Source organism: Arenibacter echinorum, assembly GCF_003259375.1.
Taxonomy (GTDB): Bacteria; Bacteroidota; Bacteroidia; order Flavobacteriales; family Flavobacteriaceae; genus Arenibacter; species Arenibacter echinorum.
In genome coordinates, this window is the sequence record NZ_QLLN01000005.1 from 14,424 (window position 1) to 41,006 (window position 26,583).

A 26,583-nucleotide genomic window follows, 5' to 3' on the forward strand; every position below is an offset into this window, starting at 1 on the left:
CTTTTATCCTATTTCTTTATATAATAAATCCAACCCTTCCCTAATAATCTGCTGATGGGGTTGTTTAGAGATGCAAATAAATTCTGTAAGTGAAAAATCTTCGGGAGCAACTTCATAAAGACCCAACTGCTCCATTTCATCCAAGTCCTTAACCATACATGCCTTTAGAAGCTGTAATGGATAGATGTCCATTGGAAAAACCTCCTCATACAATCCAGTAACCACAAATGCCCTGTGTTCACCATTGGTATTGGTATCCAAATCGTATTTCTTTTTGGGTTGCAACCAAGAGAAGGTCAAGGCCCTAGTGGAAGATATTTTATTGAAAACCGGCTTGTTCCATCCAAAGAATTCATAATCATCACCTTCCGGTATAGCGGTTACGGTATTGTTATAATACCCTAAATACCCATCAGGTTTTGTTTTGGACCCTGTAAGTACATCCCCATTGATCACCCTAAAATTTTCTGTATTTACGCCACTTGCATATAGAAAGGTAGCTATTTCAGAACCAATTTTAGTAGTGTAATATTTAGGAGACTTAACGCTGGACCCGACCAGGGCCACAACCCTTTCAGGATTATACCTGCCCGTTAGCAAAAGCTCCCCAATAATAACAAGGTCCTGCGGAGTAATTGTCCAAACTACTTCGCCTTTGTTGATTGGATCTATTTTATTGATCTGGGTACCTACCAAACCAGCTGGATGTGGACCGGAAACATTATGTATTTCAGCACCCTCTATTTTGGAAAAAATAGACTGACCGCCTTTACCTACAGAGACATGTACCTTTCCAGGAGTTAATTTCCCTAGAATGGTGATTGCTGCCTGAATTTCATTTTCTTTTCCTTTTAATGCATAATCCAAATCGGCCGCCATAGGACTGGTCACATAAGCAGAGATGAATATGGACTTTGGGGTAGCACTTGGGTTCGCAATAATATCATAAGGTCTTTGCTTAATGAAAGGCCAACACCCAGATTTTAAAAGCAACGCTTTAATCTCCTCAGCTTTGGCGCTTTTAGGGGATAAAGGCGTGTGCGATACAAATTCTTGGCTTTTATCCGCCAATATTTTCAAGGTTAAAATTTTTCTTCTAGCACCTCTCACTACCTCGATCAATTCTCCGCTAACCGGAGAAACAAAAAGCATGTCTTCCACATTTTTATTGTAAAAAAGTGGTTCTCCCGCCTTTACTTCAGCGCCTTGCTTAACTAATAATTTAGGTGTAATTCCGTGAAAATCCTGAAGATTAATCGCATAAACATTACTTAAAACAGCTTTGGAAGTAATCTTTTCCGCATCACCAATAAGATTAATGTTCAAGCCTTTTTTAATTCGGATGTCTTTAGACATATTTAGTAGACCTTAGGTTATCAAAATTTCGAGCAAATTTAATACTTAATAAAAAGTTTTCATAATTATTACTTATAAATTTAGAGATTAAACTACGCTTATCCATTTAGGCTTGCTTTTTGCTTACCTTTACGTGAAAATATTACCAAATGAGATTGAATTTTTTTGCGCTTATACTGTTCATTTCCTGCCATTTTGCTTTTGCCCAGGTGCAAATGGAAATTAACCCTCCTACAAATATCAAAACTATTGTCTTTAAAGGTGACACCGATGACCAGTTTCCGGTCGTAAGCCTAGGAAATCCCATTTATTTGGAATTTGATGACCTTCTGGCCAACGAACAGGACTATTATTACAAGATAGTACACTGCGATTATGACTGGACCCCGTCTTCCCTTTTAAAATCGCAATATTTAAACGGAATGGACAACGAACGGATAGTAGATTACGAAAACAGTTACTCGACCCTGCAATCTTATTCCAACTACAAGCTTACGATACCCAATGACAATACTCGATTAAAAGTTAGCGGCAATTACGTTTTGGAAATTTACAACAGTTATAATGAGCTTCAATTTTCCAGAAGATTTATAGTATATGAAGATAGGGTTACAGTAGGCGGCGTAGTAAAACGTTCTAGGGATTTCAAATATTTAAATGAAAAACAGGTTGTTCAGTTTACAATTAACGCCAATCAAGTGAAATTGGTAAACCCCAATAAGGAAGTAAAAGTTGCAATAATACAAAACCACCTTTGGCCTACTACTATTACCAACATAAGCCCACAATTTATATTAGGGAACGAACTGGTGTATAAATATGATAAGGAAACCAGTTTTTTTGGCGGAAATGAATATTTTAATTTTGACACCAAAGACCTTAGGGCGCCAAGTTCTTCCATTTCCAGGATAGAACTTACAGACCTTTACAACCATTACTTATTTATGGATTATTATAGGTACGATCGGCCTTATACCTACTATCCCGATGTTAATGGCGATTTTGTGGTCAGAACCTTGCAGGGAGACGACAGCTCCAGGGAAGCCGAATATAGCTTTATACATTTTACTCTGCCTTACACAGAAAAAATTGGCTTGAACGATGTATATGTATTTGGAAAATACAATAATTACGCCCTTGATGAGGAAAATAAAATGACCTATAATGAAGCTACTGGCAATATGGAGGCGGTTATAAAAATGAAACAAGGATTTTACAACTACAAGTATGTAATGAAAAACAAGGAAGGTGATATCGACATGAACACCATTTCAGGAGATTTTCATTTTACGGAAAACAACTACCTCATCCTGGTCTATTACAGGAATTTTGGTGATATCTACGACAGCATTATTGGGGTAGGATCGGCAAATTCACGTTCCATTACCAATTAACTATTGCTTTAAACGGGTTCCTTAAATTCCATATTTCCTTAAGTGGCCTTAAGCCATTAATGATATGGAGACCGAGGAATACGCTAGCCACAACGATTTAATTCAACAAAAAAGTAGCGACTAAGTAGATATTAACATTTGCTTAAACGTGTAAACAAAAAGTCTTATTATATTGCACCAAAATAATTACGGGAATTACAACACAACCCCAAATCAATAAGTGATAATGAACAGCAGTCTTCAACTAACTTGGCACAAAATCATTTTTACCCTTCTTCTTTTCTTAAGCCTAAGCTCCTTAGCTCAAGAAACCAAACTGGATAGTATCCTTAATGATTACCACAACCAACCGGAACAGGTCCTCGTTGCAGCCCACAGAGCAACCAATCCAAACTACCCGGAAAATTCCTTAGCTGCCATAAGTGAAAGTATTCGTATAGGGGTAGATATCGTGGAGATTGATATTAGAAAAAGTAAGGACGGCGCACTGGTAATTATGCACGACAAAACTATTGACAGAACGACCAATGGTACAGGAAAAGTGGATGATTTTACCCTTGCCGAGCTCAAGGAGTTCAGACTTAAGTTCGGAAATGACATTACCGATGAGCAGATACCAACCTTTGAAGAGGTTCTACAATTAACCAAGGGCAAGATGCTATTGGATGTGGATTTTAAGCTGGAGGGAGAGGTGGCAGTAAGACAAACTTTTGACTTGATAGAAAAATACGGTATGGAAAACCAGATATTATTTTTTCTGTATGATTTTCCGGAAACCACTCAATATCAAAAATTGAACAAGGACATTAAAATAATGCCAAGGGCCTATTCCAGAAAGGATATTAGGGCCATAAAGAAATTGGAGGATATTTCCATTATTCATATAGATAAGAGCTATTATAGAGATGGAACCATGCGCCGACTTATAAAATCTGGATACAGGGTCTGGATCAATGCTTTGGGCACGTATGATAGCATGGAAGCCCAAGAAAAGAATTCAGGTTTTGACGCCCTATTGTCCCATAAGTACGTCAACGTAATTCAAACCGATTTACCGGAAGAACTTTTGAGCTATCTTAGATCCAAGAACCTACACCGATAAGGTGTCCTCAGGTATGAAATCTATGAAGGGGGAGGATCAATATTTTATTTCATATACTCCTTTCCCATACCCAATGCCATTCTTGATCAAAAGTTTATGGTCTTGGTCGTTGTAATTCCAAAACACCTCCTGTTCCAATAGCTTTCCGTCCAGTGTAACCGATTGAGGCCCACTATTGGAATGGATCCTTAAAATATGGGAGAATTTTGTTCCTTCCAGTGAAAGTTTCAAAGAACCTGCTTTACTTTCATAAGAAATTGTAGTTTTCCCCTCGGTATCCGTATGATAATAAACAAAACTATTTTCATTCTTGGGATACACTAAGATGGTAGTAAAACCCTCTGAATCTTCATTTCCCAATCCGGTATAGGAGCGCTTAATATCCATAGGAACAATGGCCCCTTCCTTTATAAATACTGGAAATTCGTCCATTGGAAATTCCCGCTCAATATCTACCTCCCCATCAATGCGTTCATTATCGTCAAAAAAGTATCTCCATTGACCCTTGGGCAGGGTAATAGCCCTCTTTTTGGAATCCATATAAATTGGCGCCACCAGAAAGTCATCCCCGAACATATACTGATATTTACCATGTTTTAGAGGGGTCTGCAACTTTCGTCCCCCATTATGGGACGTTACCACATAGTGGTACATATAGGGCACCAATTCCGTATGCAACCAGGAAAACTTTCGTATTACCTCCAGCTCCTCCCCTGTTCTCTTCCAAAGTCGCCTTTCCCCATGGCCGCCGTTCATGAACAGACCGCAAAAAGTAGAGAATTGCGTCCAACGCATATACAGTCTTGGAGGTATCGTTTTCCCGGAAAATCCGGCCACATCAGACCCTACAATATTATATCCCAGCTTGGCGCTTTTTAGAATACTCTTAATAGCCGACTCAAAACCTTGAATACCTTTCAGGGCTATATCCACTTTTTCATCCCCCTCTTCCAATATCATTTCATCCGTAACCCATTTGTGTTCCTGATCGCCTACCCAATTTACCGGGGAAGCATCAATGGGAGAAAAACCTTCGGGATGAAACCCACGATCCATAGACCTCGAAAGGGTGACAAACTCCGGGTTCTGGGTAAGGCCATGTTTGTATTCGTCCCTGTAATAGTGGTCCATATAGGTTCTAGTGGTCATAATTCCCTTGGATGTCCTCTTATAAAATATTGGTATTGGACCTAGTTGGCTCCAAAAAAGGGTTGCCGTGCCATCCAACTTCCATCCATCTATACCCAGATCAAAAACATTCTGTTGTAACCCCCGCCACCAATCCATGGCCTTGTCATTGGTATAATCTATAAAACCACCCTCACCTTTCCACCATTTATTTGGGTTGTAGGATTTAACCAAGAAGCCATTATCCATTGCTTCCTGATGCCAATCCTTGGAATCCTTAATATATGTATCCTTACTGTAACTATCCACCATGGAGGTCATCCAAAGTACTACCCTATAATCATTGTCCTGAAGATTTTTAAACCATTGGACCGGCTTTTTATAAAGACTTGTATCAATTTCAAAATCATTATAGCGCAAAGACCAGGGACTATCCAAAATAATGGTTCTAACCGGAATATCATTTTCCTTATACCCTGCCAACAATTCGTCCACATAATCTGAAGTATTGACATCATCTTCCCAAAGCCAACATTCCAATGCCCAGGGAGGGGTTAAAGGCGGATTTCCATGCCTTTGACTATTGAACGGTATTCCCCATACAGGGAATATCCAATAAAAATATGAGACTATAGCTAAAGTCGCCAAAACCCAAATACCAATCCTTAATGCCTTTTTTTTCAATTTATTTTCTTCATTTTTTTAAAGAATCTAAAATAGATGGTCACAAGCGAATAGACCATAAAAATAGAACCAATGGTAAGCAGCAAGGAACTGTATTCGGCAAACACTTTACTATAGCCCTTAACAGCATTGCCCCGAACCATATAATACAGACCCAAGACAATTAAAAACAGGGAACTTAGCATTCCCACCAGGGCCATTCTTTTATGCATCGGGATAAAATTCTCCCTTCTATAATTCCAAAGCAATTGGAATAAAACCAACCATATAGCCCAAGATAGTATTTGCCAAAAATTCAATGTCCTAAAATAATTCACTAAAGTAACAAAGGGCTGGAACAACAAATTTTGTCCGCTATAAAAGGGTCGGTCCTGGTACATAAGTACCTTTACCCTATTTTGATTCCTACTTCTTATTATTTCCAAAATGGATTTTTCCTTTTTATCCGGATCCATTTGATGCCAATTCGGAATTTGGAAAGCATTCCATATGCCGCATGCCCTGCCGTAACCATGAAAATCAAGTCCGCCGATCATGAGAAGCTTATTATCTTCACAGAATCTTTTAAGATCATTAAATATGGTTCGGTCATAATATAGTTCCTTGCCCACATTTTCAATTTCAAAACCATCCGCACCAAGATCTTTATAAAACTCCATATCATTTCCCTTCCCGTCAAACCAATGATTAATTATAACGGCCCCTCCATGCTTATGTACCAAATTTACAATTAGGGAATCCGGTTTGTCCTTGGTTTCAAATGCTCCATTCAGTCCCAATAAACTCATATGATTGGAACCAGAATGTTCTTGACCCACCATGATGAGAGGGTCTATAGGAAATTGGTTATTTCTTTGTTGGGTTGAGAAGTCTAATGTTTTTTTATGATTGGCATGATCTGTTATAAAAAAGGCATCGAACCCGTTTCTTTTATGCCATGCCCACATTTTTTCCTGGGAAATCAACCCATCATGACTAAATTCGGTATGGGCGTGGCTAGTTACCAGTATTTCATCCGAAGTATTATTTACAATGGTATTATTAGGCAGGCGAATGAAAAGAATAACTATAAAAACTGAAAAACAAATACCGATCAACAAAGGCAAGTTTCCCAAAAACCGCAATGCTGTTTGCCTTCTGTTAGGAGCTGCAGCAACTTTAAAGATCTTGATTAGACTTAGGCATATATAAAAAACCAATATCCATAATAAGGTAATCGGTAATTCCTGTAGAGGATAAATAGCCCGATTCAAATATAGCAACAACCCCAATATTGGTTCAAAAATAATTCTCAATATTGGGATATGTATATCGTATTCGGGAACGCCTTTCAGGCTAAGGGCATCGATAATATGTATATCCAAATGAAAAAAAAGTGCCAAAAAAGCGATAACTAAAATCGGAATTGCAACAAAAGACTTTTTCAACATTTTAATATTATCCATTTATTGAGGACTTCCAGATAAACCTCTTTAAAACAAAAGGGAAACATTTAACTAGGAGGTATAATAAAGACTCCTGAACGGACTTTTTAATGTACTACATTATGAGCATTCTTATAGTTAAATTGAGCTATATACTTTTTAACCTTATTACGCTGTTCCTCCGTGAATCGATCCAAGGGTTCCGCATTATGATCTTGACAAATACCCATGGCCATTAAGGCGGATTTGGTACCCTTTATGTGTCTTGAAGAATATTCCCCAACCTCATAAATGGTCTGATGGACCAAAATCACCTTTTCCCGCAAGAATTTTATTTTTTCTAAATTTTTATCCATTGCGGCCTCGTACAAATCTACAAATAGTCTAGGGAAAAAATTAGCCCCCCCGGCAACGGAACCGTGACCGCCGTTCATTATAGTCTCTGGCAAAAACAGCTCGGTTCCTGCAATTATGGAAAACGAAGGATCGCTCTTAAACTCTTCTATCAGCATATACAGATAAGAAAGATCTCCCGAACTATCCTTGATGCCGATAGCTCCTAATTCCTTTGCCCTCTTAACAACATCTATGGACATATGCAGTTTTGTACAACTTGGCATGTTATATAACATAAATGGCAATGGTAGCATGGGCACTAAACTTTCCAGATAATCCCCCATTTCTTCCTGGGCAATTGGGAAATAATAAGGAGGCGCCACTACCAGGGCGTCCGCGCCAACTTTTTTGGCATGGTTTGCTATTTCCAGCGTCCCATCAATAGAGGTATCGGTAATCCCGACCAATACTGGAACCTTTTTATTAACGATTCTACAGGTTTCGGATATAAGCTGCTTCCGAACTGCATAACTAAGACTAGGGCCTTCCCCTGTAGTGCCTAAAATAAAAATGCCGTGGACGCCGCCATTTATTAAATGGTTCAATAAATTTTCTAACCCCACAAGGTCTAACTCCTTATTCTCGAGTAAAGGGGTAACCATGGGTGGTATTATTCCTTTTATAGCCAATTTCATGATTGTATATTTAAAGGATTAGATTAAATAATGGCAATACCTACCGATGGACAAATAGTTGTAATTATTAATTTCATAATGGTTGGTCTTTTAGGTTGTTTATGAATTTATATTTGATCAACAAATCTGTAAATCCGATAATCGGACCTACTGCTAATTAATTATATAAAACTCGATTTGCTGCTCTAACAAAATAAACTCAATTAAAAAACCCCTGCCACTACAATATTGTTTTAATTGCATTAAATTTTAACCTTAATTCTGAATAATTTAATTATATTAGTCCAATATTGTCAATATACCAAGCCATGGAATTTATTTTTGAAAAAATATTTGTACCCAACAAACATTCATTTATATCAAGAAAATTACCCTTGGCATCAAATGCCAGAATACATTCCCACAGGAATTTTGAATTGAACTTTATTACTTCGGGATCGGGCAGACGAATTGTTGGCGACAATATCTCTGGATTTGAAAAAGGCGATCTTGTTCTCCTTGGGCCTAATTTGCCCCACTGCTGGGAAGCCTTGGATTTTGAAAAGGGAAATGACCCTTTTTGCATTGTTACCCACTTTTCGGAAGATATTATCAACTCGGACTTTTTTAGGATGCCGGAGCTGGAACAGGTGGTAGATCTTTTAAAACAATCGAGCACCGGGCTCCGTTTTAAACTGGACAATGATAGCCACATTAGACAAAGCCTGGAACGAATGACACAGTTGGAGGGTTTGGAGTATTATATTGAAATGCTTAAAATATTTAATTTTCTATTACAGGTAAATGAACGTGAAAACCTATCCAATCCCAATAATAGTTCGGCGGTTTTTTCCAAGAATCTTGATAAAATAAATAAGGTCTACGAGTATGTTTTTCAAAACATACAGGAAGGCGTTAAATTGGAAGAAGCCGCTGCTGTATTGAATATGGCACCCAGTTCCTTTTGTAGATATTTCAAAAAGAAGACAGATCTGACCTTTATGGAATATGTAAAAAGCGTTAGAGTAGGTATAGCTGCCAAATTGCTGGCGGAAACCGATAAGCAGATAACACAGATATGTTTTGAAAGTGGCTACAACAATCTGGCCAATTTTAACCACTACTTTAAGCATATTATGGGCAAAACTCCCTCTGATTATAGAAAGACGTTTAGGTGATTACTTTTTCACCCCAACATTGGCCTCTTCAATAAATTATTGCCATAAGTGCAATTTTCCTTGAAACGGCCAACCACCTAAGTCCTAGGTTACTTTTTCGTTAATTTACCAAATTGAAAAAAAATCAGTTCTTTTTTCTTCTACCGCTCTAATACCCTAGGAATTGTAATTCCTCTCCATTTATTGCAAAAACAACACGTTTGCCAATTCCACTATTGGAATTTATTATTCCAGTGTTTTTCACATCCCCCCTTACCAACAAACCGCTTTCATTTGGATTAAGTGTTGAAAACTGTCCTTGTCCATTTCCTTTTAGAAAAACTCCGTAACCGGCATCGTTCCTGGGAGTTTCCACTTCTGATTGATACAAATTGCCAGATAATAAGGCATCCAAATTACCATCCCTATCAAAGTCCTCGATCAAAATACTATTTACAGAGGAGAACTGTGGCAATCCTTTCAGATTATGCGTTTTGAACTTGAAATTCCCTAAATTCTCAACATAGGTCGTCTCAAATGTCGTGGCTTTATAATGCGTAGCCTTCCTTAATTCTTCTGCCCCATATACAGTAGATAGATCCGCCATTCCAAAATCATGATAACTGGGAAATTTTTCTTTAATAAAAGGCATTTGATTAGAGGTACATTCCCTTCCCCTTAACGGATACGCAACGCCCTTTTCTTGATAACTAAGTACTATATCCAAACTGCCATTTTTATCAAAATCACTGGCATAAACCTCAAAAGGTGCTTCTGGAGAAGCCTTATATTTATAGTTTAGACCTAAATTTCCAACAATAAAATCCCTATCGCCATCTTTATCAAAGTCGGCCGAAGCAACACTAAACCACCAGCCGGTATTATTTTCCAATCCAGACTGGCCGGTAACATCAACAAACTCGCTTCCAGTATTTTTAACAATCATTATGGGCGTCCATTCTCCGACAATTATTAGGTCTAGATTCTTATCATTGTCCAGATCCAACCATTCCGCATCAGAAACCATCCCCAATTGATCCATAAAAGGAGCTAATTCCTCGGTTACGTTGACAAACTTCAAATTTCCGTCACTGCTCTCATTTCTCAAGAGATAACTACTGGCAGGAAGTGGATATTTGCCCGGGATCAATTTACCGCCAATAAATAGATCAATATCCCCGTCATTGTCAAAATCCGCGGTTTTAACACAAGAACCACTTATAAGATCATTGGGCAAAGCATTCTCCTTTTTAGCAAACTGGCCATTACCTAAATTTTCGTATAAGCGATCCCGATAATATTCGCCTTGTTCCATTTCTTCATTACCTCCCGATACTACATATAAATCAAGATCCCCATCCCCATCGGCATCGAAAAACACCGAGGAAATATCCTCATGATTTTTATCCTTTGCCCAAAGCTCCTGTTGCACGGATTTAAAGCTTCCGTTTTGTTGTTGAAGAAACAATTCTCCCATTTTACCCTTTGCCCCTCCTACATAAAAATCGTCCAAGTCATCATTATTAACATCTCCAACAGCCAATGATGGTCCGTTTTCTGAAAATTTATGTGGCAATAAACTTTCCCTCTCAAAATCGTCAAATTTATTCTCTACATGCTTATAATCGGCCTGTACAATATTTGTTACATCATTAAAAATAGGCTTGGAAATTTCCTTTATCGGACCGCCGGGAATAGAAGCGTCCGCATAATTCAAATTCAACTGCTGATTGGCACTTACCCCACTAATCGACTGGATTTTACCATCGGGCCACAGAATTTTCAAACTTTTTATTTTTTCCGATGACCCCAGTCCAAAATGTAAAATTTCGCTAACCGAGGATTGAAATCCCCTTGACAAATACTGCTCTTTGGTCTGCTTTTCTTCGTTGGTTTCAACGGTTATCCTGGCACCAATTCCAAGGGTATTGCGTTCTGGTCCTTTTAATTTTATCTTTAGATAATTGTTTTTGGATGCCAACTCCCGGGCATTATTCCTGTAAACAAAGGCAGGATCATTAATATTATTTCCGATGATATCCAAATCACCATCGTTGTCCAAATCTGCATAAACAGCACCATTGGTGCAGCTGGGAGTACTTAATTGCCAAGCTTCGTTCATTAAGGAAAATGTAAAATCCTTATTGTTGAGATATAGTAGATTTACTTCCTTCTTTTCGGGCATTCTAGCCAAAATATCGTCATAATAGGTCTTTATGAGGGAATCCCTATTCTTGTAAATTTCCAGATCCTTATATAACCGTTCTACTCTTTTGCGCTTATAAATTACAAAATCGTTATTTCTAAACGACCGTAATATACCATTGGAAACAAAAACATCTTGCCAACCATCGTTATCCATATCAAATAAAAGAGGAGCCCAACTCCAATTGGTGTTGGATATTCCAGCATACTTGCCAATTTCAGAAAATGCAGGAATATTGTTTTCTTTAAAATTCCCATTGTTTAACTGTAAAGTATTGAACATATACTGATGGTGAAGGCCCTGGTCCACGATATCCTGAAACCTCTTTATGCTCATTCCGCTCATACTTGTCTTAAGGTCATAGTTATTATTGGACACCATGTCCACCGATATAAAATCGAGCAAACCATCATTATTTATATCACCAATATCGTTGCCCATGGAAAAATTCGAAATATGGTTGGTAGCTTGAAGTATTACCTCCTTAAAAGTGCCATTTTTTTGGTTTAAATAAAGATGGTCCTTTTCCGAATAATCGTGGCCCACCAATATATCGGGCCATTGGTCATTGTTTAAATCCCCTACGGCAATACCCAAACCAAAACCTATGGAATTATTTATAATACCACTGTCTTCGGAGACATCTACAAACTTTCCATTGTCGTTCCTAAATAATCGTTCACTACTGTAGTCCGACTTTTTATTCAAAAGAGTGCTTATATTGGGTTCAACATCCGCGGGTTCAATACCATGATTTATCAGGAACATGTCCAAATCCCCGTCCTTATCATAATCCAAAAATGCAGCCTGGGTAGAGTAATGGGGAAGATCCAATCCATACTTCGAGGCTTCCTCCTCAAATACCGGTATTCCATCCTTATTGTTTCCCTTATTTACATAGAGCTCGTTCCTCCTTTGATCCAAGTTATTATAATCACCGGATTTACAGACATAGATATCCAATAGACCATCTGCATTTATATCCACCATGGTAACACCGGTCGGAAAACCGTTTACACCCTTCACTTTCGATACCAATGTGGTTTCCTCAAAAGATAGATTACCTCTATTAATAAATAGTTTGTTGGAATAAAGATTGGAAATAAAGTAAATATCAGGAAGTTCATCATTGTTTAAATCCCCTACGGCCACACCACCACCATTATAAAGATATTCATAAAGTACCCCATTTACCGTTGGGCTTTCGTTAATGACATTTATAAAATTCAATTTGGTTTCATTGGGACTCATTAAGGTAAAAAGAGCTTCGGTATCTTCTTGGCCTGCATTTATGGTCTCCTGTTTCCCTTTATTTTCCCCGCAACTAAGGAATAAAAAGCTCATACCTAAAATGATACTAGTCTTGTTCATTATCTACAAGTATTATCTTAAAATGCGTTTTTACCTAAGTAATGACCATTTGGCAAACCTAGGCTTCAACCGCTAAAAAAATTACAATTTACTTAAATTAGACCTAAGGTTAAGAATAATATCCAAGAATCAAAATCAACAAAGAAATCCAAAAATAGATTTAGATTCCCATTTCCACCTCATTAGACCTTTCCCCCATTAAAAAATACTGACAGATAATCTTCAAAAGGTAATACCTCTTCAAGAAAATCTGTCAGTACAAGGTTAGCTCTAATTTATAAGTTCAGGCACTCCCTGATCTATATATATATGAAAATCATCCGTATGCTAAATGCAATACCCAGGGAGTTTAATAACCTGGATTTTGAATTAGGACCCCATTGCTAAGATCAATTTCGTTCTGAGGGATTGGAAAATAGTAATTTTTAGGCCTAACAAAGACTCTTACAGGATCAAATTGACCTCTATCTTCACCATAAATCTCCACTATATCTACAATTCCTGCCTTATCCCATCTCATAAGATCTTGATGACGCTGGTTTTCACCTAACAGTTCTACCCTTCGTTCATGTATCAATTCTGGCATGCCTGCATTGGAGACAAAAGGTAATCCAACCCTATCTCGAACAGCATTGATTTCATCATCCCCTGCTCCAAGGCCGCTTTTTCTAATCTTGGCTTCTGCAACCAATAAATAAACGTCTGCCGATCTTAGGATAGGTACATTGGCTTGGTTGCTTAAACTCCCATCATCATTAAAGGTGGTATACTTGTTCAAACTAAATCCAGTTTGGGTCAAGTCTGCGGTAAATTCTGATAACTCCGGCCCTCTTTGCACCATATCGCCCGGTTTATAAAGAGAATATTCCAAACGCGGATCACCATCTTCAAATTCGTCCACCACATTTTGTACGGGGTTATGAAAATCCCAACCACCCCATGGTCTTGGAGTTACAAAATATTGAGGATTATCCACCCAATCAGAGCCCTGTGCCGCAAAAAGCATCTCAGGATTATTCTCTGTTGCCGGGGTAAAATTATCCCTGAAGTTATCGGCCAAAGGATAAGGGCCATTAATAACTTCCGTTCCAGCAGCGATAGTACCATCAAAGTCTTCCTGATAAAGATATAACTTGGCCAATAATCCATTGGCTGATCCCTTATTGGGTCTACCTATATTTTCACTTGTGTGGGTTGCAGGCAACAAACTTACGGCAGCAATTAGGTCTGTTTCGATCTGCGCCTGTACTTCTGCAAGAGTAGCCTTAGGAATGTTGAAATTACTTTCTATGATATTGTCCTCCAGTATCAATGGTACCCCACCATAAATCACTGAAAACCTCCAATACCCAAATGCCCTTATAAAGTGTGCTTCTCCCAACACTCTATTCTTTAATGTTTCGTCCATATCCTCAATTCCCGGAACATTAATCAAAACTGCATTGGCCCTATTGATCATTTCGTACTTGTTTTTCCAACCGGCCCTGACACCATAGTTACTGGCATCCATGGTAAAATTCTCCATGGCTTCTTCATAACCGTGATCTCCTGCCCTAAAAATATCATCGGCACAATTGTCGAAAACATTTTCATTGTGCCCATAGGAATCCTCTTCCCGAAGAAGGGTATACATGGCGTTGGCGGCCGCTACTGCGTCTTCCCCATTGCGCCAGAACGTGGCCGAAGTAGATTCGCCATATGCCGTAGTGTCCAGAATATTCTTATCACAGCTACTAACCAAAAACGATAAGCACGCTATGGGGAGTAGGTATCTGTTTTTTATAATGTTTATCATGATTTTTAAGTTTTCTATTTATTAAATTGAATCTATACCAATATATTAAAAACCAATATTAGCACCCAACAAATACGTTCTTGCCTGTGGAAACTGGGCAAAATCTACATTCTGCTGTAAGTTACCATCGGTTAATCCCAATTCAGGGTCAAAGCCTGAATATCCAGTTATGGTAAAGACATTCTGTCCGGTTACATAGAACCTTAATCGTGACAATCCAATTTTATCGGTTATGTCCGAAGGAATAGTATAGCCAACAGTAAGATTTTTCAACCTTAAAAAATCTCCTTTTTCAATAAACAAATCGGATGTTCTATGATTTAAGTTGGTACGCAGGGTAGAAACCCTTGGAATCTCATTACTAGTACCCGGCCCGGTCCAACGACCAGTGATATCCGAGTAGAGATTAAAAGGGTAACTGGCATCTAAGCCCTGCATTCTGTCCGCGTTATAAATTTCCACTCCGGCAACCCCTAAAAAGAACATGGTTAGATCAAAACCTTTGTAATTTGCGCTAGCATTTATACCATAAGTCATTTTAGGATGGGGACTTCCTATAATCTCTCTGTCCTTATCATCAATTACGTTATCGTTGTTTATGTCGATAAACCGAACATCGCCAGGTACGGCTCCTGGTTGATCGGCATGGGCATCTATATCTGCTTGGGTCTGAAAAAGACCGTCTGCGCGCCATCCGTAAAAGGTACCTATTGGATTGCCTTCATAAGTACGGCTAATCTCTTGGTTGGGTCTTCCATAAAAACTAGAACCCAAAAAAGTACCACTGACCAATTTCACCACTTCATTTTTTACAAAGGAAGCATTGGCCCCTACACTATACCCAAAGTCTCCTTTGATATCTTGCCAATTCAATTCCATTTCCAAACCTTTGTTCCTTACTTTTCCAATGTTTAGGTAAGGTGACGGGTTACTTCCTTGGGATCCAATAACCGGTGGCCTAAGCAACATATCGTCGGTATCCTTTATAAAGTAATTAAAGTTTGATGTTAATCTGTTGTCCAAGAACCCCATGTCAACACCAAAGTTGGTCATTCGTACCGTTTCCCAAGAAATGTCTGTATTTGCGAAACTGGATTGATTGGCACCGACCACATCAACACTTCCATCCAAACCTAGGGAGTATCTTTGTCCCCGACTAATTCTTGCCAGATATTGTAATCTGTCTATGTTTTGGTTTCCAAGTTCTCCCCAACCACCGGTAACTTTTAAATTATCCATAAAGGGCACATCAAAAAAGGACTCGTCAGAAACCCTCCAGCCCAGTGAAAAAGCAGGAAAAACGCCCGTCCTATTTCCTTCGGCAAATTTTGAGGATTCATCCGACCTTACCGTAGCGGTCAGGAGATATTTGTCCATAAAGGAATAATTGACCCTTCCGAAGATAGATTCCAACCCATCGTGGGCCTTGTATTCACCCATATTATTCAATTCCCCGGTACCAAGTAGACGTTGGCTGGGGTCTTCATCAGGCAAATTTCTTGCACTTGCACTAAAGCCTTGATAATCAAAAGATTGTTGAGTGTACCCCCCTACAACACCAATTCTATGGTCCCCAAATATTTTGTCATAAGTAAGGAAGTATTCCATCAAAAACGAAAACTGTTCATCGTAACTACGGTTGGCATTGTTTACATTGGTAGTCCTAATTTGATTCAATACCTGTGGTCTAAAACTCCTTTGGTCTATAATGGTATAATCAACGCCAAAATTGGCCTTGAACTTCAAATCTGGCGTAATGCTTATTTCCGGAGTTATGTTTGCCAAAAGCCTGGTATCCCTTCTATCAGCATCTTGAATATCTACTTCGAAAAGTGGATTGTTGATGTCACCAAATTCACCACTAATTTGATTGGAACTATAATTACCATCGCTGTCCTTGATAGGAAGTCCAGGGTGGAAACGTATGGCACTCCAAATTAATCCGTTTTGGGCGGAAGTAGTATTAAAGCCATTACTGGTCCTTGAAGATAAAGACATGGTCTGCCCAATTTTCAACCATTCCTTAATCTTGTGGTCCGAATTGATTCTTAAGCTTACCCTGTCTGCCGCAGATTTCTCTATGATCCCTTCTTCATTGTAATACCCCAAACCAAAAAGATAAGTAGAATAATCATTTCCTCCACTAAGGTTAAGATCCACATTTTGCGTCTTACCTGTTACAAAAAGGGCATCCTGCCAGTTGGTAAGTTGTGTCTGATACTGTGCATCTTGCCAAATAGGGTTTACTGGAATACCATCATTGGCATAACGCTCCCTCTTAATTTCCGCCAAGGTAGGTGCATCCAAAACATCCAAAGTTTTGCCCACATTGGAGAAACCAGTGTAGGCATCAATGCTCATATTCAACTTCCCCGATTTTCCCTTTCTAGTAGTTACAATAACTACCCCGTTGGCAGCCCTTGTACCATAAATTGCAGAGGCTGAAGCATCCTTTAAAACTTGGATAGACTCAATATCGTTTGGATTTACACCATCAATATTAGCTGTTGGTATACCATCGACTACATATAAAGGTTCCGAGTTGTTTACTGTACCCGTTCCACGAATTCTAATGGCGACTGAGCCTCCAGGGGCTCCTCCATTGGGCACTACCTGGACTCCAGCCATTCTTCCTTGAAGGGCCTTATCTATTCCAGATATGGGCAGGTTCTTGAAGTCGTCCCCTTTTATAGAGGAAATAGCACCGGTAACATCCTTTTTTGCAGTTGTACCATAACCAACAACAACTACCTCATCCAGGAAATTGGCATCCTCTTCCAGTTGCACATTGATCGAGGTATTCTGTCCAACTGTTCTTTCCACAGTCTGCATACCTAAATAAGAAAACACCAATATGGCATTACTGGAACTTACCTCTATGGTGTAATTACCGTCAAAATCGGCAACAGCGCCATTACTGGTGTTTTTTTCTTGAATGGAGGCTCCTGAAAGGGGCGTACCTTGGGAATCGGTGATATTCCCCCTCACCGTTATGGGATCTTGAATTATAGCATCAATAGAAGTCGATGCATTGGCCCTTACTTCGTGGGCACCCAAACCAAAAAGAAAGGTGCAAAGCACAAAAAAGTGCTTAATTTCAAATTTTGGCAAAAAACATAATTCCCTCCATTTTTGCAAATAGAAGGAAAATACCAAGTGTTCTAGTTTTTTCATCTAAAGTTTAATTAGTTGGTTAAATTGATTCACGGATACTAATGTAGTAAAACGTTTAAGCACATTGCTGAAGAAATGTCCTCAAACCTTGTAATTTCACCTATTCATAACATAAAACTTACATTGAGTTATAATACAACAGTTGTACAAATAGTATAAATCTAAGGTAATAAAAAGAAGCATTGAAACCCCAAGTGCATATTGTTAAATTTTTCAATCTTCCAGCTTTCTGCCTATAGGAAGAAAGTTTCCAAGTGTTGCATTTGGTTGGCGCTACTTAGTTATATGCTGTTCGCCGAGAACATACGGCCTATACTTTTCTAACTGAAGTGCGTGCAAATCCATTGATAACGAAACCAAAAAGTACAACGACAAAAGAAATTAAACTTATTGGAGGCAGGCCTCCCTGCCATTTTGAAGGGCTGCTCCAAGTAGAATATCCCATAAAAACAAGATGTATCCCCAATATGAAGAGGAGCCCCAAAAGGAATTCCTTTGAAGTAATAATATTTATAAGCATTTCTTTATTTTTAGAGCGATTTCTAAAGCACCAGTGATAGAGTCCCAATATCATGAAACTGGCCATGCCGGCGAGCAGGCTGAAATTCCCTATGACAGATAGACTATTATCGCTGTCAAAAAATTTGGGATAGTATTGGGGATTAAAAATCAAAAAGCTAAGACCCACATGAAATATTGTCAACAAAAGACCTGATATTCCCAAGATTTTTCTGCCTTCCAACCCAAAATAAAAAGCTGGAATTCCCAAATTTAGAAGTGGCCTAATAGTAAAACTAAAAGTAAGCAATACTATTGCGGCCAAGGACACGCCTTTATTCAGAATAAATATTGGCAAATCTTTCCATTCAACGGTTCCCACCACATTATATCTTAAGACCGCATAGCCCAAAGAAATAATTAAAACAGTCCAAATAGTCTTCAGGTATTTTCTTTGTACGCCTTCCTCCATTAAAATCAATCCTCAATTTAATTCATAGGAAATCTATCCCTGTCTCCCAAGTCTCCGTGGACACTTATGGCTATCAAAGCCAGAATTGCCAGAACTCCAAGTACGATTAGAAAGTAAAAGAACCATTTTTTAAGATCTACCTTATCCATTTCCGTATAGTTGAACTGCAAATTATTGAATCGTAGCAAAGCGAAGATCAATATTATGTTCACTACATACAGATGATGGTTAAGGTGCATTTCTCCCCCAAAAATCCCCGTTACAGCATAGCTCATAAACGTGTAAGCTATGAGCATGGTGAAAAATGTAATCGAAACATCTTTTGGCAAAAATTGTTCTTTTTTAAATCTCCAAAAGATAGATATCACCATTGCCAATAACACCAAAAGGACCATTAAGGTACTCGTAGAGGCAACGGATTCTATATTGGGTAAATTCTCCAAACGTCTTGCAATATGGTCATAGGTCAATGACTCCCTGTAAACGATCAATGGAATAAAAAGCACCACAATAAATAGGGCGGACCAGTTTTCCCATTTTGTGGCACTTGGAGTTTCTTTTGGCCACTTGGAACTGTACACTCCATAGGCCATACCCGATCCACCAAAAAATCCAATACTGTACTCCATAACGTTCCACATGTTGAACGGGACTTCCCATGTATTGCCAAGAACTTGTAAAAAATTACCAAAGCCAAAACCAAAACCACCGCCCAGCATTGCGTAGAAGGCTACCCTAATGGCCGAGTTTCTCTTTTCCCTGGCCATATACCACAACATGGCCAATCCGGCACCAAAACACACGGCCCAAGCCTCTGATCTAGGTGGTGTCATTTTAAAGCCGATCTGCTCTATAAGAAAATAATAACTGATAATTCCACCTACTGTCATTTCAGAAAACAACGCCCCCCATCTTACCCTATTTTCCTTAGTTGAATCCAGGGTTAAACCTACTAGACCCCCGCCCAATAAGCCGAATAAACCACCGATAACGAAAAGCATCCCCAAGCCGTAATAGGCATTGACGAAGTTATCCGCAAAACCATAGCCTACTACCATGCCATAACTGATCATTCCACCAGCTCCCCAACCTACGGCCGATGCCAGCGCAACCAACATCATTTTGCTATACCAATCCTTTCTGCCGGAAACGAGCACCAGGGCAAGGCCTCCTATTGCCCCTGCCCAAGCAGCACCCTGTTCATGTCCAAACTGACCACGAATGGCCCAAGCTGTGGCCAGAGACATTGCCACTATCAAAACTTGAATTCCTATTTTATTAGTTTTCATGACCTTACCCAAGATTATTTTCTTCTTTTTATTTCAACGGTTTCAATTTCGTCGCCGTTTATATCCGTCACATACAAAAAGGCATTTTTCTTATTGATCTGAACATTGACAAAATGTTCTATTTTGCTAGATTTTTTGGTTTCCGGCAAGGTAAGCTCAATATCATACAATGGAGCTCCTGCTCCGGCAGAGGTTATATAATGGACTCCATTTTTAGTGGCACGGTGATAATGGTGATCATGACCGTTTAAAAACACCTGCACTTTATGCCTTTCAAAAATGTCACCCCAAAATTTACGGGTCTGTTCTGCTTCTGCTTTTCTATTTTTCATGGCACTGTACAAGGGTTTGTGTTGAAAAATGAACACAAATCCCGCTTCCTTATTTAATTCCAAAACATTTTCCAACCAATTTTTCTGGGTATTAAAATATTCCGAGAAGGCACTTTGCCAGAAGGCATCGCTATTTTTTTCCGAGACAAAATCCGGTTCCGAAATTTGTTTGCCCTCACTGTCCAGAACAATAAAAAGCGCATCCCCAACGGTGAAATAGTAGTATTTTTCATTATTGGGCAAATCGAACAGATCATAGTAATAGGGCGAATCCTTTTCATGGTTGCCCAAAACAGGATAGTAAGGTGTATTTTTCATAAGCTCCTTGTTCACCCCAAAAAAGGCTTCCCAATCGCTAATAGAGCGCCCGTTTGCCACCAAATCCCCTGAATTGATTATGAACCTTGGATTGGTCTCCATGATTTTCGCCACTATTTTGGCATGCACATCGTGCCTGTTACGGGAGTCACCGGTAACCGCAAAATTAAAAGGGATTATTTCATCAGGATAAGTAGTCAGTGTACCCTTTCCTTCATCTGAGCCATCGTTGAGTACATCATATTTATATTCTGTATTGGGCTCCAGGTCACCAAGATGAATTTTATGGTGTTTATATTCCCCAATGGTCTTTACATTTCCATCCTTATCCGTAAGAGTGGGTGAACTTTCCAGGGTTGACCAACATATGGTTGCATCCTTGGTTCCCATTTGCTGAATATAAGGGCCAAAGGCAATTTTTTCTTTTACTTGTGCTATACCTATGACACTGCTACATAAGAGAAATAAGACTAAAACTTTTTGCATGATTTTGGTTTTAAAATTTCGGAACAATAAATCCGACATTAGAAAAAAACATTAATAAAGGTTTAAACCCTAGGGCACGTTCCGTTCCAATAAGGTTCCCACCCTCGGATCGGGGCAATAAACCCTTGACCCCGTTCATAAGGCGGGATTCGTTAGAATTTGGCATTACATTGAACCTGCAGTTTTTGAGATACTGGTCTCATGAATAAAAAGAGGCAGCCCTTACGGAATGCCTCCTTTAAAATAGCTGCTAAACTAATTCAAACAAATAATTTAGTACGGTTCTCCAGTACCTTGCAACAACCACATTTTGGACCAGGCACTATTATTACTGGCATCGTCCCCCTTAAATGGCGTGGGTTCCAATTGGTCAATAGCGGTCTCAACGTTTGGATTGTTATCTATCTCATCTATATTATAATAAAATCGCAACGGCAAAGCTTGTCGTTTGGATGCAGGCCCAGATTGTAGGTCGGGAAGACCTGTTCTTCTATAATCGAACCAAGACTCGGAAGCAGCAGTCCAACTGGCAATCCATTTTTGATTAATAATATCGGCATAACCGGTAAAGGCAGCAGGACCGGAAATATATGAAGTATAATCACCTCCCACACCCCAAGCAGTAAGGGATTGTCTGACCCCCTCATTATAATATTGCACTGCTGTTCCTCCTATCCAACCATTAAATGCTGCTTCAGCAAGGATAAGGTTGACTTCAGCAGCCGAAATCAATCGGGACTGAAGTAATGGGCCACTTGCTTCCTTATAAATTTCGTTTAATTGGGAAGCGTGCAAGTTGGTAGCACCTTGATTGGTGTTTTTACTTAAATTATAAGCCATACCAAAAGTCATTCCCGGAGGGTAACCTACGTATTCCATGTCATAATCTACCGGATAACCTACCCCGTCCACTGGATCCTCATAAGTATCCACAATATCTTGGGAAACATATCTTATTCCATCCACGGTATTATCGGTTCCATCCGGGGCATCGGATACCAATACGATGGGAACAGCAATTTTAGCTGCCCAAACCCCCAATCTCGGGTCATTTAAATCCTGTAGTTTATCAACTAAAGGTTTTCCCATTTTTAGCCTAAAATAGCTTCCTTGTGGACTTGCATCAAAATTAACGTTCGATGGCCATGCATCAGAACTTGTATTACCTATATAGGCCATATTGGCATCATCGGAGGCCTGCAATATCAGTGGAAATTGCTGAGGATTGTTAACTATGCCTTTGATCCCTTGCTCGGCCCAAGAAGGATTTTTGGCCGAAAGCCGCATATAATATCGCAGGGAAATGGAATTGGCAAATTTTCGCCATTTGGCAACATCCCCACCATACAGTATATCCTGGCTAGCGTCTATACCAGCATAGGAACTTTGACTTCCCGACAACAAGCTGTTTGCAGTTTTTAAGTCGGATTGAATTCCCTCATAAATCGTCTGCTGATCATCAAACTCAGAATCAAAGTACTCGGGTCCTTCGTCACCACGCAGTGCCTCCGTATATGGGGCATCTCCCCATAGGTCGGTGATAAGTCCAAACATGTAGGATTTCATTATTAGCCCCACTGCACGATGAAAATCCAAGTTACTGTCCTCTGCCTTTTGGATCAAGGTTTTGTTATTATACATAATCTGGTAATATCCTGCCCAACTCTGGGAACGATTGTTCCAATCATAAGCATTGTGGCCACTAGACCAACCATCTTTTTGGGTGTGTTGCATTACTCCAGCCAAATCCCCAAAACCCAAATTAACAACAGTCTTTCCTACCCCATTAATTACTGTAGGTACCAAAAGATTGGGATCTACATTTTCCCCGCCGATCTTGTCCGGGTTTACATTCAAATCTTCCAGACCATGGCATGATACAGTTAATATAACACCCAATATCAGTATTGTAAGTTTGCTTTTTATTTGATACATCTCAATTTCTGTTTAAATTTTTATTAAAATGTCACTCCAATCTTGATTCCAATAGGAGCTAACCAAGGCTCCACGTTGTAACGCTCTATACCCTGTTTAAACTGAGTACCTCTACTGTCCTTACCCGTTTCTGCCTGAAATGCTCTTTCCGGGTCTATACCAAAATTAGAATCCTTGGTCCAGAGCATTATATTTCTACTGTACAGTGAAAAGATTACATTACTTACCCCAATTCTATCTACAAATTCATTGGGTAGATTATAGCTCAATGAAACCTCACGAAGTTTTATATAATCCGCATCGAACATATTTGGTGTCCCCAAATCCCATGGATTCTGAACGGAGAATGGTATAAACGAGGTGCCCACATCTCCAAGGTTTTCATTTTCCAATATAAAGTTGCCTTGAGCATCGTAAGTCCCTTGAACACCAGGACTAAAAATACCATCATAAACGGTGCGTCCACTCAAATTTTCCGCGAATCCTCCATTCCCTGGAGTTCCTCCTACAGATAGAAAATTTTCACCAAAAATTAATTCATCCGCATGATCTAGGACCCACTGTTTTAGTTCGGGTCCAGGTTCTGAAATCCCGGGATTCACCAAACTGTTCAGAGTCCTATTAATATAGCCATCATCTCCTAAATATCTAGAGGTTTGTGACATGTACTGTCCTCCCGAACGCCAATCAAAGGTCATGTTAAGTGTAAAATTCTTATAGGATAGTGTTGTTTGCAACCCCATGATAAAATCTGGGTTGTAGTTTCCCACTTTCACCCTATCTTCTGAGGCCGTCCACTCAGCATCTTCCCCACTTCCGAGAATTGGATAATTATAATAAGGAGAATTTACATCGGTTACCCTTCTGATCATGGGGGAATAGATATTACCGACCAATCCATCCTCACCAGTTGCCGGATCGGCCACATATCCTCTGGAAACACTCTTGTTTTCATCCCAAAATTGAATATAATCGACTCCATCCGCTAAGGCAGTAATTTTTGATTCGTTAGTAGTGAAATTGAAGTTGAGATCCAAATTCCAGTCCTCAGTTCTTATAGGGGTCAGGCCAAGGGAAAGTTCATATCCCTTGCTTTCCAAGGTACCTGCATTGATGCCCACACTAGAACTTCCCGAAGAAGGCGATATAGGAACACGAATGATCTGATTCTTATTTTCAACAATGTAATAGGTTCCAGAAAAGCGCACCCTGTTTTTAAACATAGCCATATCCATACCCAATTCCCAAGAACGGGCTCTTTCCGGCTCAAGGTTCGGAGTATTCAGGGAACCTGCCCCGTACATTATAGCATCTCCCCAATAACCGCCATTATTATAATAGGTATCCAATTGATAAGGATCGGTATCGTTTCCAACCTCGGCATAACCGCCCCTAAGTTTCAAAAGATCGACTTTTGGAATATCTATCAACTCGCTGAGCAAAAAGCTCAAGGATCCAGAGGGGTAAAAATAAGATCTATTTTCTACCGGTAGCGTACTGGACCAATCATTCCTAGCCGTAATATCCAAATACAACATATCCCAAAATCCAAAATTGGCCAATCCATAAATACTGTTTATACCCCGTTCGTGAGAATAGCTGGAATATCGTAAAGATGTTGGGGCAATGTTATCTATAGTGAATAAGTTAGGCACTATAAGTCCAGCCTGGTTAGCTGATGAATTACTGATACCTGTTTGTTTCTGATACATTAAGTTTCCTCCTCCTGAGACAGACAAATCAAAGCCTTCAAATTTTTTGGTATAGGTTGCCAACAAATCTACGTTCGTCTCCAAACCATCGGATTTGGCGATACCATAGGTTCCATTGTTTGGCTCCCTACTATAACCCGGTGCCATTTTTGTATCCTGGGTCTGATTGAAATTGTTAATATTATAGCTACTCTTAATGGTAAATTCCGGTGATACGTTCCATTCCATTGCCATATTTCCGTAGAGTCTGTATCTAGAATATCCATTGTTAATTTCATTGGCCATAAACCATGGATTAGGGTAATCGTCGGAAAAATTGTACACCTCGTTACCTGGTAGTTTGTAGTCTTTTATCGCCATAATATCAATACTGGGCGGCACATAATATGCATTCTCTAGAGGATTGGTGCCCCTATTGGAAGCAGGCCTATTTTTGGCATAACTGTGTACAAAATTCAAATTGGTACTAAACGTGAGTTTATTATTTAAATTGGAAGTTGCGGATAAATTATAACTATTCCGCTGCATATCGGAATTAGGAATAATCCCTGTATTGTCCATATTAGAGACCCCAAACCTAAGATTTAACCACTGGGAGCTATTAGTAATTGCCAGACTATTGGTAGTTGTGATCCCCGTGTTGACAAAATTCTCAATATTATTTGGATATGATTTTAATTCCGTTGGGATGGGAACCCCATTCGCGTCCAACGGGGAATTCCATTGTACCGCAAAATAACCCTTATCCAATTCCGGGCCACCGTTTCCACCTGCAGGAATCGCGGCGGGCATTATCATACTTCCACCTTCAGATTCAGGTGAATATGACAAATAACCAGTTGCAAAACGGGATTGAGTATCAATAAATTTGTAAGGAATGTCAAAAACAGTATTAGATGTAAATTCAATCTTCATTTTTTCACCCGCTTTGGCTCTTTTTGTAGTAATCAGCACAACTCCGTTCCCCGCACGAGTACCATAAAGTGCCGCAGCACTGGCTCCTTTTAATATAGTAACGTTTGCTACGCTCTCAGGATCAAGATCGGAAATGGCATTTCCGTAATCAACTGGGTTTCTATCGCCGAAGCCTCCAATATTATTAAGGGAATTCTCTACCGGAACACCATCGATTACAAACAATGGCTGGTTATCGGAACTTAGGGAAATTGCACCCCTAATTACCATACTTACCGAAGACCCCGTGCCTCCTGTACTGTTAATAGTGACCCCTGACACTTTACCTGACAAGGAATTCACAACGTTAGGGTTCGCAACACGGGTCAACTCTTGACCAACTACCTTTTCCACGGAATACCCCAATGACTTATCCTCACGCTTTATTCCCAAGGCAGTAACCACCACCTCATCAAGCTCTTGTGCGCTGGGATTCATGACAACATTTATTGTCGCTTGGCCATTAACACCAATCTCCTGGGTCTCGAATCCCAAATAAGAAAAAACAAGAGAACCAGTACCGTTGGGCACATCCAAACTGTAAGTACCATCAAAATCGGTTATCTTACCTGTATTGGTTCCCTTTAAAATAATACTTACCCCTGGCAAGGGTATACCATCTTCTGAAGAAGTGACCGTACCCGAAACCTTAAGTAATGTATTCTGGGCCGATACGGCGTGACCAGACAATAGCAGGGTCAGAAAAAGTAAGGAACAAATAAATTGCCTTACATGGTCTTTTATAGAATAGTGTATCTCCATATTTAATGTATATAATTGGTTATC

The 26,583-nt window shown here is 39.4% G+C and carries 15 protein-coding genes; 3 read left to right on the plus strand and 12 right to left on the minus strand.

Annotated features, from left to right (window positions below; translation table 11 throughout):
• Positions 1-3: 3 nt before the first annotated feature.
• Positions 4-1,356, minus strand: coding sequence for a Na(+)-translocating NADH-quinone reductase subunit A (locus LV92_RS13335; RefSeq protein ID WP_111624157.1), 1,353 nt, complete (start codon positions 1,354-1,356; stop codon positions 4-6).
• A 149-nt stretch (positions 1,357-1,505) separates the two neighbouring features.
• Here LV92_RS13335 and LV92_RS13340 point away from each other — a divergent pair, with 149 nt between their 5' ends.
• Together LV92_RS13340 and LV92_RS13345 are read left to right on the plus strand one after the other, a co-directional pair.
• Positions 1,506-2,750 carry a type IX secretion system plug protein gene (locus tag LV92_RS13340; protein ID WP_111624158.1) on the plus strand — a complete coding sequence of 415 codons (1,245 nt, stop codon included), beginning with the start codon at positions 1,506-1,508 and terminating at the stop codon, positions 2,748-2,750.
• A 226-nt stretch (positions 2,751-2,976) separates the two neighbouring features.
• The gene (locus tag LV92_RS13345) at positions 2,977-3,852 is read left to right on the plus strand and encodes a glycerophosphodiester phosphodiesterase family protein (RefSeq protein ID WP_111624159.1); all 876 of its coding nucleotides are present in this window, start codon (positions 2,977-2,979) and stop codon (positions 3,850-3,852) included.
• Between the two features lie 36 nt (positions 3,853-3,888).
• Here the strand turns inward: LV92_RS13345 and LV92_RS13350 are convergent, their stop codons facing one another.
• The 3 genes from LV92_RS13350 to LV92_RS13360 form a co-directional block, all read right to left on the minus strand.
• A complete protein-coding gene (locus tag LV92_RS13350) occupies positions 3,889-5,664 on the minus strand; it encodes a TIM-barrel domain-containing protein (RefSeq protein WP_211322984.1) in 1,776 nt (591 codons plus the stop codon).
• Positions 5,661-7,109 (minus strand): PHP domain-containing protein, encoded by a 1,449-nt coding sequence (locus tag LV92_RS13355; RefSeq protein WP_111624160.1) that lies wholly within the window; start codon positions 7,107-7,109, stop codon positions 5,661-5,663. The genes LV92_RS13350 and LV92_RS13355 overlap by 4 nt, the downstream gene beginning before the upstream one ends.
• 86 nt (positions 7,110-7,195) lie before the next feature.
• Positions 7,196-8,119: a dihydrodipicolinate synthase family protein gene (locus LV92_RS13360; protein ID WP_111624161.1), complete on the minus strand. Its 924-nt coding sequence runs from the start codon at positions 8,117-8,119 to the stop codon at positions 7,196-7,198.
• Between the two features lie 308 nt (positions 8,120-8,427).
• On the opposite strand from LV92_RS13360, the gene LV92_RS13365 reads away from it, so the two are divergent.
• Positions 8,428-9,276: an AraC family transcriptional regulator gene (locus LV92_RS13365; RefSeq protein ID WP_111624162.1), complete on the plus strand. Its 849-nt coding sequence runs from the start codon at positions 8,428-8,430 to the stop codon at positions 9,274-9,276.
• A 148-nt stretch (positions 9,277-9,424) separates the two neighbouring features.
• Here LV92_RS13365 and LV92_RS13370 read toward each other — a convergent pair whose 3' ends face one another.
• The 8 genes from LV92_RS13370 to LV92_RS13405 all read right to left on the minus strand — a co-directional run bounded on the left by LV92_RS13370 (position 9,425) and on the right by LV92_RS13405 (position 26,559).
• Positions 9,425-12,832: a VCBS repeat-containing protein gene (locus tag LV92_RS13370; RefSeq protein ID WP_111624163.1), complete on the minus strand. Its 3,408-nt coding sequence runs from the start codon at positions 12,830-12,832 to the stop codon at positions 9,425-9,427.
• A gap of 349 nt (positions 12,833-13,181) precedes the next feature.
• Positions 13,182-14,627, minus strand: a complete 1,446-nt coding sequence (locus tag LV92_RS13375) for a RagB/SusD family nutrient uptake outer membrane protein (RefSeq protein ID WP_111624164.1) — start codon at positions 14,625-14,627, stop codon at positions 13,182-13,184.
• 45 nt (positions 14,628-14,672) lie between these two features.
• Positions 14,673-17,801, minus strand: coding sequence for a SusC/RagA family TonB-linked outer membrane protein (locus LV92_RS13380; protein ID WP_111624165.1), 3,129 nt, complete (start codon positions 17,799-17,801; stop codon positions 14,673-14,675).
• 310 nt (positions 17,802-18,111) lie between these two features.
• Positions 18,112-18,771: a hypothetical protein gene (locus LV92_RS13385; RefSeq protein WP_111624166.1), complete on the minus strand. Its 660-nt coding sequence runs from the start codon at positions 18,769-18,771 to the stop codon at positions 18,112-18,114.
• Between the two features lie 17 nt (positions 18,772-18,788).
• Positions 18,789-20,060 carry a hypothetical protein gene (locus LV92_RS13390; RefSeq protein WP_111624167.1) on the minus strand — a complete coding sequence of 424 codons (1,272 nt, stop codon included), beginning with the start codon at positions 20,058-20,060 and terminating at the stop codon, positions 18,789-18,791.
• A gap of 14 nt (positions 20,061-20,074) precedes the next feature.
• Positions 20,075-21,196, minus strand: coding sequence for a metallophosphoesterase family protein (locus LV92_RS13395; protein ID WP_170126325.1), 1,122 nt, complete (start codon positions 21,194-21,196; stop codon positions 20,075-20,077).
• A 273-nt stretch (positions 21,197-21,469) separates the two neighbouring features.
• The gene (locus LV92_RS13400; RefSeq protein ID WP_111624169.1) at positions 21,470-23,131 is read right to left on the minus strand and encodes a SusD/RagB family nutrient-binding outer membrane lipoprotein; all 1,662 of its coding nucleotides are present in this window, start codon (positions 23,129-23,131) and stop codon (positions 21,470-21,472) included.
• 23 nt (positions 23,132-23,154) lie between these two features.
• Complete coding sequence (locus LV92_RS13405; RefSeq protein ID WP_111624506.1) at positions 23,155-26,559, minus strand: SusC/RagA family TonB-linked outer membrane protein; 3,405 nt, start codon at positions 26,557-26,559, stop codon at positions 23,155-23,157.
• Between the last annotated feature and the right edge of the window lie 24 nt (positions 26,560-26,583).

Coding starts and splice junctions, on each gene's coding strand:
- LV92_RS13395 (WP_170126325.1), bottom strand. CDS start 21,196: ATGCAAAAAGTTTTAGTCTTATTTCTCTTATGTAGCAGTGTCATAGGT.
- LV92_RS13335 (WP_111624157.1), bottom strand. CDS start 1,356: ATGTCTAAAGACATCCGAATTAAAAAAGGCTTGAACATTAATCTTATT.
- LV92_RS13405 (WP_111624506.1), bottom strand. CDS start 26,559: ATGGAGATACACTATTCTATAAAAGACCATGTAAGGCAATTTATTTGT.
- LV92_RS13370 (WP_111624163.1), bottom strand. CDS start 12,832: ATGAACAAGACTAGTATCATTTTAGGTATGAGCTTTTTATTCCTTAGT.
- LV92_RS13360 (WP_111624161.1), bottom strand. CDS start 8,119: ATGAAATTGGCTATAAAAGGAATAATACCACCCATGGTTACCCCTTTA.
- LV92_RS13365 (WP_111624162.1), top strand. CDS start 8,428: ATGGAATTTATTTTTGAAAAAATATTTGTACCCAACAAACATTCATTT.
- LV92_RS13375 (WP_111624164.1), bottom strand. CDS start 14,627: ATGATAAACATTATAAAAAACAGATACCTACTCCCCATAGCGTGCTTA.
- LV92_RS13345 (WP_111624159.1), top strand. CDS start 2,977: ATGAACAGCAGTCTTCAACTAACTTGGCACAAAATCATTTTTACCCTT.
- LV92_RS13400 (WP_111624169.1), bottom strand. CDS start 23,131: ATGTATCAAATAAAAAGCAAACTTACAATACTGATATTGGGTGTTATA.
- LV92_RS13380 (WP_111624165.1), bottom strand. CDS start 17,801: ATGAAAAAACTAGAACACTTGGTATTTTCCTTCTATTTGCAAAAATGG.
- LV92_RS13385 (WP_111624166.1), bottom strand. CDS start 18,771: ATGGAGGAAGGCGTACAAAGAAAATACCTGAAGACTATTTGGACTGTT.
- LV92_RS13390 (WP_111624167.1), bottom strand. CDS start 20,060: ATGAAAACTAATAAAATAGGAATTCAAGTTTTGATAGTGGCAATGTCT.
- LV92_RS13355 (WP_111624160.1), bottom strand. CDS start 7,109: ATGGATAATATTAAAATGTTGAAAAAGTCTTTTGTTGCAATTCCGATT.
- LV92_RS13340 (WP_111624158.1), top strand. CDS start 1,506: ATGAGATTGAATTTTTTTGCGCTTATACTGTTCATTTCCTGCCATTTT.